General features: G+C 61.6%; 10 protein-coding genes. 7 read left to right on the forward strand and 3 right to left on the reverse strand.

All coding sequences use genetic code 11. The features are described from left to right. From R3280_RS14635 to R3280_RS14660, 6 genes are all read left to right on the forward strand, one after another. Positions 1–1,254 (forward strand): methyl-accepting chemotaxis protein (locus R3280_RS14635; protein WP_318999353.1); only part of this gene is annotated, 1,254 nt, incomplete at its 5' end. A gap of 84 nt (positions 1,255–1,338) precedes the next feature. Next, positions 1,339–2,349, forward strand: coding sequence for a low-specificity L-threonine aldolase (ltaE, locus tag R3280_RS14640; protein WP_318999354.1), 1,011 nt, complete (start codon positions 1,339–1,341; stop codon positions 2,347–2,349). Between the two features lie 23 nt (positions 2,350–2,372). Further along, on the forward strand, positions 2,373–3,320 hold the full coding sequence (locus tag R3280_RS14645; protein ID WP_318999355.1) for a DUF6635 family protein: 948 nt from the start codon (positions 2,373–2,375) through the stop codon (positions 3,318–3,320). Position 3,321: 1 nt separating this feature from the next. Further along, entirely contained in the window at positions 3,322–4,317 is a 996-nt protein-coding gene (locus tag R3280_RS14650) for an MBL fold metallo-hydrolase (RefSeq protein WP_318999356.1), read from the forward strand. A 125-nt stretch (positions 4,318–4,442) separates the two neighbouring features. After that, entirely contained in the window at positions 4,443–5,189 is a 747-nt protein-coding gene (locus R3280_RS14655; protein ID WP_318999357.1) for a class I SAM-dependent methyltransferase, read from the forward strand. Between the two features lie 203 nt (positions 5,190–5,392). Next, on the forward strand, positions 5,393–5,677 hold the full coding sequence (locus tag R3280_RS14660; RefSeq protein WP_318999358.1) for a hypothetical protein: 285 nt from the start codon (positions 5,393–5,395) through the stop codon (positions 5,675–5,677). 105 nt (positions 5,678–5,782) lie between these two features. Here R3280_RS14660 and R3280_RS14665 read toward each other — a convergent pair whose 3' ends face one another. The 3 genes from R3280_RS14665 to R3280_RS14675 form a co-directional block, all read right to left on the reverse strand. Next, positions 5,783–6,238 (reverse strand): metallophosphoesterase family protein, encoded by a 456-nt coding sequence (locus R3280_RS14665; protein ID WP_318999359.1) that lies wholly within the window; start codon positions 6,236–6,238, stop codon positions 5,783–5,785. Positions 6,239–6,279: 41 nt separating this feature from the next. Then, positions 6,280–6,759 carry a peptidylprolyl isomerase gene (locus tag R3280_RS14670; RefSeq protein ID WP_318999360.1) on the reverse strand — a complete coding sequence of 160 codons (480 nt, stop codon included), beginning with the start codon at positions 6,757–6,759 and terminating at the stop codon, positions 6,280–6,282. 124 nt (positions 6,760–6,883) lie between these two features. Then, positions 6,884–7,687: a helix-turn-helix transcriptional regulator gene (locus R3280_RS14675; protein WP_318999361.1), complete on the reverse strand. Its 804-nt coding sequence runs from the start codon at positions 7,685–7,687 to the stop codon at positions 6,884–6,886. 130 nt (positions 7,688–7,817) lie between these two features. Here R3280_RS14675 and R3280_RS14680 point away from each other — a divergent pair, with 130 nt between their 5' ends. Continuing rightward, positions 7,818–8,225 (forward strand): hypothetical protein, encoded by a 408-nt coding sequence (locus tag R3280_RS14680; RefSeq protein WP_318999362.1) that lies wholly within the window; start codon positions 7,818–7,820, stop codon positions 8,223–8,225. Positions 8,226–8,382: the final 157 nt, after the last annotated feature.

The following is an 8,382-nucleotide window of genomic DNA, read 5'->3' on the forward strand; positions in this document are numbered from 1 at the left end:
GAAATGCTCCAGGTCATTACCGATGCCACCGAGCGGCTTGAGCGCAACGGCTTCCAGGCCGACCGGATTGACCAGGAGCTGGAAGGCCTCACCGAGCCGGTGCGCGATGCCTTGGCAAAACTTGTACGAACCATCGAGGAGCGCGCAGCCGAGAAAGCCGCCCTCACCGAGGCCAATGCCGCCGCTCAACTCAAGCTCGGTCTTATGGCAATGGGTCTCGCCATTATCGTCACCGCATTGGCACTGTTTTGGCTCGTTCGCCGCATGGTCACAAGACCACTCAAGGTTGTCGTTAAAGATCTTCAACGCATGGCGACGGGCGATTTCTCGCGGCCAGTCACCCAGGGCTCTCAAGACGAAGTCGGAGCACTGGCCCGCAACGCCGAAGAGCTGCGGGTCCAGCTCGGAACCATGCTGGGCCAGTTGCGCGATGCGTCCACCCAAGTGGCTTCCGCCGCCGAGGAGCTTTCCACGGTAGCTTCTGAAACCGAAAATGGCATTGAGCAACAGCGCAACGAGACCAACCAAGCTGCAACGGCCATGACCCAGATGGTGGCGTCGGTCCAGGAGGTAGCCCGCCACGCTGCCGAATCCGCCGAGACTTCCCAGTCCGTAAAGCTTGATACGGACAAGGGCCGTGACACCATCGCCGCCAACGAACAGGCAGTGCGGGCGATTTCCGAGGCCATGAGTGGGGCGGCCAAGGTAATCCAGGCACTCGATGGCCATGCCGCCGACATCGGGGAGGTCATTGATATCATCACCAGCATTGCCGACCAGACCAACCTGCTGGCTCTCAATGCGGCGATCGAAGCAGCCCGGGCTGGCGAGGCAGGCCGTGGCTTCTCGGTCGTGGCCGACGAGGTGCGCTCCCTGGCTCGCAAGACCCAGGAATCCACCGATCGGATCGCAGCCACCGTTCAGAAGGTTCAGGCCGGCAGTGCGGCGGCAGTCAGTGCCATCGAAACGAGCCGGGCCAAGACTGAAGAAGCCCGCCAGCAGTCAGAGGATGCCCGCAAAGCTCTGGAAGCCATCGGTGCCGGGGTAGCGCTCATTACCGACCTGACGACGCAGATCGCAGCTGCTACCGAAGAGCAGAACTCTGTGTCCGAGGAGATCAATCGCAACATCAACGGCGTCAGTGAGGTTGCGACCCAGAGCGCCACATCCATTGGCCAGGTCACCAGTTCCGGCGAAGAACTGGCGAGGCTCGCCGGCGACCTCAAGGACATGTCGGCGCGGTTCGTGGTTTGAACCAGTAAGGGGAGCTCCCAGCTTCCCTCCGCCCGGAGGCCCTGTAGAATGCAGCATGGCTGAATTCCCAGGAGACCCGGCATCATGATCGACTTTCGCAGCGACACCGTCACCCGCCCGACCGCGGCCATGCGTGATGCCATGGCCAGTGCCGAGGTGGGCGACGATGTCTACGGTGACGACCCGACGGTGAACAGCCTGCAGGCCCACGCCGCCGAGCGCTTTGGCTTTGAGTCGGCCCTGTTCACCGCCACCGGCACCCAGGCCAACCTATTGGCGATCATGAGCCACTGCGGCCGGGGCGATGAATACCTCTGCGGCCAGTCGGCCCACAATTACCGTTACGAAGGCGGTGGCGCCGCCGTGCTGGGCAGTGTGCAGCCGCAACCGATCGAGAACGAGCCGGACGGCAGCATCAACCTCGACAAGGTCCGGGCCGCCATCAAGGCCGACGACTTGCATTTCGCCGTCACCCGCCTGCTGTCGCTGGAGAACACTATTGGCGGCAAGGTACTGTCACTGGACTACCAGCGCCAGGCCCGTGCCCTTTGCGACCAGCATGGCCTGATGTTGCACCTGGACGGCGCGCGGATCTTCAACGCAGCGGTGAAATCCCGCTGCGATGTTACCGAGATAGCGCGGCACTACCATTCGGTCAGCGTCTGCCTTTCCAAGGGACTGGGTGCGCCTGTCGGCTCGCTGCTGCTTGGCACCAGGATCTTTATCGAGCGGGCCACGCGCCTTCGGAAGATGCTGGGTGGCGGCATGCGTCAGGCCGGCATCCTGGCCGCGGCTGGTCGCATCGCACTGGACCAGGGGCCTCTGCGGCTGCAGGAGGATCACGACAACGCGGCTTACCTGAGTGCCGGCCTTGCCGGCATTGACGGAGTGGAGATCAACCCTACCGCTACCCAGACCAACATCGTCTACGCCCGCTGCCGAGCCGGCAGGGCGAAGGAGCTACGACAGTACCTGGCAGAGCGGGGCATCCTGATCACAGCCGGCGAGCCGATCCGGTTCGTGACCCACCGGGATGTGAACCGCCAGCATGTGGACCAGCTGCTGGACGGTATCCGACGGTTCTATGGTGAGTGATGGTCGAAGGAATCCAGGCCACAGTGTCAGGGCAAAGCGTCTCGCAAGCCGAGGTCAAGCGGGCCATCCGCGGCGGCATCGCACGCTATTTCGATGACTGCCGCGCGCGGGTGCCGGCCTTCATCGACCGCCACTTTCATTACCCCGGTGCCATCGCCACCAACCGCATGGCGCTGGGGTGGGACATGCTGCGGGCGCCACTCAATCTGCTCTGGGCGCCGTTCTACGCCCTGGCCTGCCTGCTGCGATTCCTGCTGCCTGAGCGACGGGGCCTCATCTGGCTTCACCGGCTGTTGAACCGGGTCCCGGCCGGATTGACCACCCGGGTACAGGAACATATCTCCCAACTGATCCTAATGGAGCTGCTGAACGATCGCAGAGAGGGCCCGCTGCTGGAGCGCTACCTGATCGAGGCGCTGGAAGAAATTTACCAGAAACAGACCTTCGAGCCGGTGGATCACCAGCGGTTCAGCCGCCAGCTGGAGCCCCTGATCGCCGATGCCATAAGCCAGTACCGGGTGACCCGGACGGCGGCCGCGGACATCACCAACAGCCTCTCCTGCACCGTGCTGGGTGCCTTCGCCTTCCAGAAGTTCACGCCGGGCGGTATCGGGCTGGGGGTGGTACTGGCCACCATGCTGGCCCAGACCCTGGCGGCACGGGATTTTTTCCTGGGTGAAACCATCGGCGGCTGGTACTACAGTGTCTTTCCACCGGAGCCGACACTGGCTGTCACCGCCGGTGTCATGATTGCGGTCATGGCTGCCCTGGCGGCATTCGCCGCGCTGTCCGGGATGATTTTCGATCCGGTACAGGCCGCCGTGGGCCTGCACCGACGGCGCCTGAACAAGCTCCTGGACCACCTGGAGCGGGACGTCACCCGCACCACCCAGAGCAGCTTCCGCCCGAAAGACCAGTTCGTGGCGCGGATTCTGGATACCTTCGACATGATCAGGGCAGGGTTGCTTTGAGATGACCATCGACCGTGAACGCCTCGCCGCGCTTGCCGCAGAGCCCCATTTTCATGGCGGCAAGTATCGCAACCTGGAACCGGTTCCCCGCCATGGTCTGGGGGACTTCCTGCGCTGGCAGCTGTCGCCCGGCCGCCGGTTCCCCAAGGGCAAGCGCTACACGCTGCTGAAGCCGGACAGCCACCGACTGATGAATCCACCGGCAAAGCCCCAACTGGTCTGGCTGGGCCATGCCTCCTTCCTGTTCCAGTACCGGGGGCTGAACGTCCTGACCGATCCTGTTCTTTCCAGCCGAGCCAGCCCCCTCAAGCTGGTGGGCCCAAAGCGCTGCACGCCAGCAGCCATGAAAGTGGCCGACATGCCGCCGATCCACCTCGTGCTGATTTCCCACAATCACTACGACCATCTGGACGAAACCACGGTGCGCCAGCTGCATCGGCGTTTTGGCGACAGGCTGCGCTTCTGCATTCCCAAGGGGCTGCGACATTGGTTCGAGAAGCGGGGCATCCGAAATCTGGTGGAGCTGGACTGGTGGCAGTCGAGACCGCTGACCGACAAGACCGAAGTCTTCTGCCTGCCGGCGCAGCACTTCAGCGGGCGGACCCCCACCGATACCAACACCTCGCTCTGGTGCAGCTGGCTGCTGGAAATCGAAGGTTTTCGGTTCTATTTCGCCGGCGATACTGGCTATGGCAGGGTATTTCGCGACATTGGCCACCTTTTCGCGCCTATCGATTTGGCCCTGCTACCCATCGGCGCCTACGACCCGCGCTGGTTCATGGCTCCGGTTCACGTGGCGCCGGAGGAGACGGTGACCATCCACCGGGATATCGGCGCGCGCCAGTCGGTGGCCATGCACTGGGGTACCTTCGTGCTCACCGACGAGCCCATGGACGAGCCGCCGAGGCGACTTCGGACCGCGCTGGAGCGGGAAGGCCTCGGCGAGTCGGAGTTTCGGGTGATGCAGCACGGGGAAGTTTGGTCGCCGCAGGATTGAGGCAAAGGCCGGCGAGAACAAACCCTTCTGCAAAGCTGGGCAACACCCGGAAAATTGACCGTGCCCGCCTTGGCCTTTGCTATACTGCCCGCCGTCCACCTGCCCTGCCCGCCCAGTGAGCCGTCATGCCCTCGTCCACCCAGCTCTACACCGATCTCTCCTGTTATTACGACCTGATGTGTACCGACATCGACTACCCGGCACAGAGCACCGGTGTGCGCAGGCTGAACCAGCTGTTCGGGAATGGCGGAAGCAGCCACCTGGACCTGGCCTGCGGGACCGGTCCCCACATCCGGCATTTACTCGATTCCGGCTACCAGAGCCAGGGCCTGGACATCAACCAGCCCATGCTGGATAAAGCTAAACGGCGCTGCCCGGAAGCCGACTTCACCCTGGCAGACATGGGCAGCTTTGCGTTTGACCGGCCTTTCGATCTGGTCACCTGTTTCCTGTATTCCATTCACTACAACAGCGGCATCGACCGCCTGAAAGCCTGCATCGCCAGTGTCCACAATGCCCTGGGAGCCCAAGGGGTGTTCTGCTTCAATGCGGTGGATAAGAACAGGATCAACAACGACCTGTACGTCACCCACACCACCGAGCACGAGGACGGCACTTTCAGGTTCCGTTCAGGCTGGCACTACCCCGGCCGGGGCGAGCAACAGTCACTGAAGCTGTCCATCGAGCGAACCACCCAGACCACCAGCGAGACCTGGCAGGACGAACATCCCATGGTGGCGGTGGGCTTCGAGGAGCTTTCGCAGCTATTGCAGCCCTGGTTCGAGGTTCATATCTTCGAGCACGACTACGAACGGATTAAGCCCTGGGACGGGCAGTCCGGCAATGCCCTGTTCGTCTGCGTGAAGGCCTGAGGCCCTCCTTCAGCGCCTCAACGGGATTGATGCCAAGTTGATAAATAGGACACCCTAGGCTTAGATAAATAGATATCCGGAATTCGGTATTTGTTGGTCATCCAGGTTTCTGTTCAACATAGCGCTTTGGAGAGAAGCCGCTGTGAGGCACTCAGCCAAGGCATGCTTGTTCGCCTGAAACTCTGTGTTCGAAGGAGGATTCTATGAAGAAGCTACATTCACTGGCGTTTTATGCCCTGATCACGCCCGCCATAACCTTGGGCTCAACGGCCCTGCTCGCCGCAGACGAGCCTGCCGGGCATACCGATCTGGGCGAGCAGGATCTGGACCGCCATGCTGAACCTGAAAATCAGGACACTAAGCTGCACGACGAAGCCACTAAATCTGAATACAACACCGTTGACCAGACTGAGCCGGAATCGTGGTATGAATCCGGCAGCTCTGATGATAAGCAATCCTCATCGCATGATAAAAAGCAAGATGATTGATGGGAGAAAACTCATCCGGATGGGTTTATCTGCCCTGACAGAATAAGCGGATGAAAAAGGCACCCCAAGGGGTGCCCTTTCCGTTTTTGGCGCTGTAAGGATGGATCAAACCGGCAGTTCGATGATTTCACCGGCCACACCGCCCTCGGCCACCGTCAGCCGCCCTACGCTGATGGGCAGGGTGAAGCGCCGGGGCCCGGCGCCACCTGGGTTGAAATAGAGCACCCCGCCGAGCCACTCGTTACGGGGTTTGTGGGAATGGCCGGCGATCACCACGCGGTAGCGGCCCTCCGGGTCGAAGTCGAGGGTTTTGACGTCGTGGAGCATGTAGAACGGGTGGCCGAGGAATTCCAGCTCCCGCACATCGGGAAGGGCCGCGGCACGGCCCGTCTTGTCGATATTGCCGCGGATCGCAACCACCGGCGCAATGGCCTCCAGCGCGTCCAGGACCTCGTCCCGCCCCACATCACCGGCATGAAGTATCACATCCGAGCCTTGCAATGCGTCCAGGGCCTCGGGCCGCATTTTGCTGTGGGTATCCGCGATGACGCCGATCTGCATGCTTGCTCCCTGTACTGTTTATGCCTCGTGACTGTCTGTCGTCAGTGATGGCCACCCGGTCCATGGGCATGGCCGTGCGCGATCTCTTCAGGATCGGCGGGGCGCACTTCGACGATGTCGATATCGAAGGTCAGGGTACGACCGGCCATGGGATGGTTGGTGTCCACATCGGCAAACTTGTGGCCAACCTTGGCAACCACCACATGGCGCCGGCCCTGTTCGGTCTGCACCTGGGCGACCATGCCGGGCTTCCAGCGCTTGGCGCCGATGAGATGCTTGATGGGCACACGCTGCACGGCATCGGGCTTGCGCGGGCCGTAGGCTTTGTCCGGCGTAACGGTGACACTGAAGCTCTCACCGGCCTCGCGGCCCTCCAGGGCTTCTTCCAGACCACGGATGATGCCGCCATGGCCATGCAGGTAGGCGTTGGGTTCGCCGCCACGGGAGTTTTCAACAACCTTGCCCTGTTCATCACTGACGCTGTAATGAAACAGGACCACCTGGTTCTTTTCGATTGGCATAGGGTTCTCTGAAACGGTTAATGATGCGCCATTATATCTGGCGGCGCGGCGGGCTCCAGGGGCGGGAATCCTGTTTTCATGCCCTATCGATCGATACTATCGATCAGGCGCCACTGAGAACACCTCAATCCACCCAGTAGGCCTTGGTAGCTTCATCCATCGGAAAGAAATGCTCGATCCGCAGATTCTGCGCGGTCACATCCAGCGGCGTACCGATGGTTGCGATGGTGGAGAAGATCCTGAGCTGCTGGTCCCCCAGGTTCAGGGTGAAGGGAATCGCCGGGTAATCCAGATGTTCCACCAGGTGGCTCTTCCAATGCTGCGGGGCGCCGGGCACCGTCAGCGCCGCTTCCAGCAACCGGTTGGGCTGGTCGCGAAAGGGCCCGGCTAGATGCTCGTGGTAGACGCGCTGCAGCATATGGCAGGCGATGGTTTCCCAGTCGCCCACGAAGGGCTTCATGCCCTGCTCCTCCAACAGCGACAGCAGGAAGTTGGGCCGGGCCGGGAAGCGGGCGCCCAGCTGCACCATTCTCGCCATCATCGCCTGCATGGCCTGGTTGGCCATCACCAGATAATACTCGTGATCGAACACCACTGCCGGATACGGCAGGTGCCCTTTCAGCAAGTGCTCAAGCGCCTCCCTGATCATGGCCATGCCGGGCGCGCTCAGATCCTGGTGGGAGTAGACCTGGCTGTATCCAGCCGCCGATAACAGCCGGTTGGTGCCGGCAAGGTCGGTCTGCAGCATCTGCGCCAGATGCAGAACCATGCCCTTGCTGGGTTTGCTGCGGCCGGTTTCCAGAAAGCTGATGTGCTTTGCCGACACCTCGCAGGCGAGGGCGAAATCCATCTGGCTCAGGCGCTTGCCCTGCCGCATTTCCCTGAACAACGTACCGAAAGCGCTCATCGGGTTACCTGCAAAGTCCATGTGTTCGGCAATTATCTCCGCCCGAGAGTCGGCTGCACCATTACCTCACAGGTAATTGAGCCCATCACCGCCCGGGTAGAAGCTTTAAAGCGTAGTCCAACCCATTGTGAAATCCGATCGAGGTGATCCCATGAATAACTTTATTCGCCGATTCAGTGTGAAGCAGATCCTCCTGAGCGACGTTTTCCTCTCCACGCCTCTGGCGCTGGCGCTGATCCTGGCCGCCGAAGCCATTGCCCAATGGGCGGGTGGCCCCGGCGCAACCTTCTACCTGGTGGTTGGCGTGGTGATGCTGCTCTGGTGCGTGGACATGGCCGTGGTGGCCTTCAAGGAGCAGTGGCAGGAGCGCTTCCTCAACCTGATGATTGCTGCCGATGTCACCTGGGCCCTGCTGGCCCTCGCCCTGATGATCTCGTTTGCGGCGAGCCTGCAGCCCCTGGGATGGGTACTCTTCGCCCTGAACGTCCTGGTGCCGCTGGACATGGCCTGGATGAAGCGGGTTTCCGGCAGTAAGCCGCAGCAGGCTGCGTTCGGGTAATGACTCGCGGTGAGCAGACCTCGTGTGGCTGGGCGCATTTGCCAGCCACACACGACGACAGTCCGGCTGCCGGCAAGGGAGTAAAAGAACCATGGATCAGTCAGAGTATTGGTACGCGCTAGCTTCGGTGCTGCTGTTCTTCAAGATGTTTGCGATC

Source organism: Marinobacter sp. (genome assembly GCF_033722195.1).
Classification (GTDB): Bacteria; Pseudomonadota; Gammaproteobacteria; order Pseudomonadales; family Oleiphilaceae; genus Marinobacter.

Bases quoted from the DNA above. Each gene is read 5' to 3' on its own strand.
- R3280_RS14660 (WP_318999358.1), top strand. From the start codon at position 5,393: ATGAAGAAGCTACATTCACTGGCGTTTTATGCCCTGATCACGCCCGCC.
- R3280_RS14670 (WP_318999360.1), bottom strand. From the start codon at position 6,759: ATGCCAATCGAAAAGAACCAGGTGGTCCTGTTTCATTACAGCGTCAGT.
- R3280_RS14665 (WP_318999359.1), bottom strand. From the start codon at position 6,238: ATGCAGATCGGCGTCATCGCGGATACCCACAGCAAAATGCGGCCCGAG.
- ltaE (WP_318999354.1), top strand. From the start codon at position 1,339: ATGATCGACTTTCGCAGCGACACCGTCACCCGCCCGACCGCGGCCATG.
- R3280_RS14680 (WP_318999362.1), top strand. From the start codon at position 7,818: ATGAATAACTTTATTCGCCGATTCAGTGTGAAGCAGATCCTCCTGAGC.
- R3280_RS14650 (WP_318999356.1), top strand. From the start codon at position 3,322: ATGACCATCGACCGTGAACGCCTCGCCGCGCTTGCCGCAGAGCCCCAT.
- R3280_RS14675 (WP_318999361.1), bottom strand. From the start codon at position 7,687: ATGGACTTTGCAGGTAACCCGATGAGCGCTTTCGGTACGTTGTTCAGG.
- R3280_RS14655 (WP_318999357.1), top strand. From the start codon at position 4,443: ATGCCCTCGTCCACCCAGCTCTACACCGATCTCTCCTGTTATTACGAC.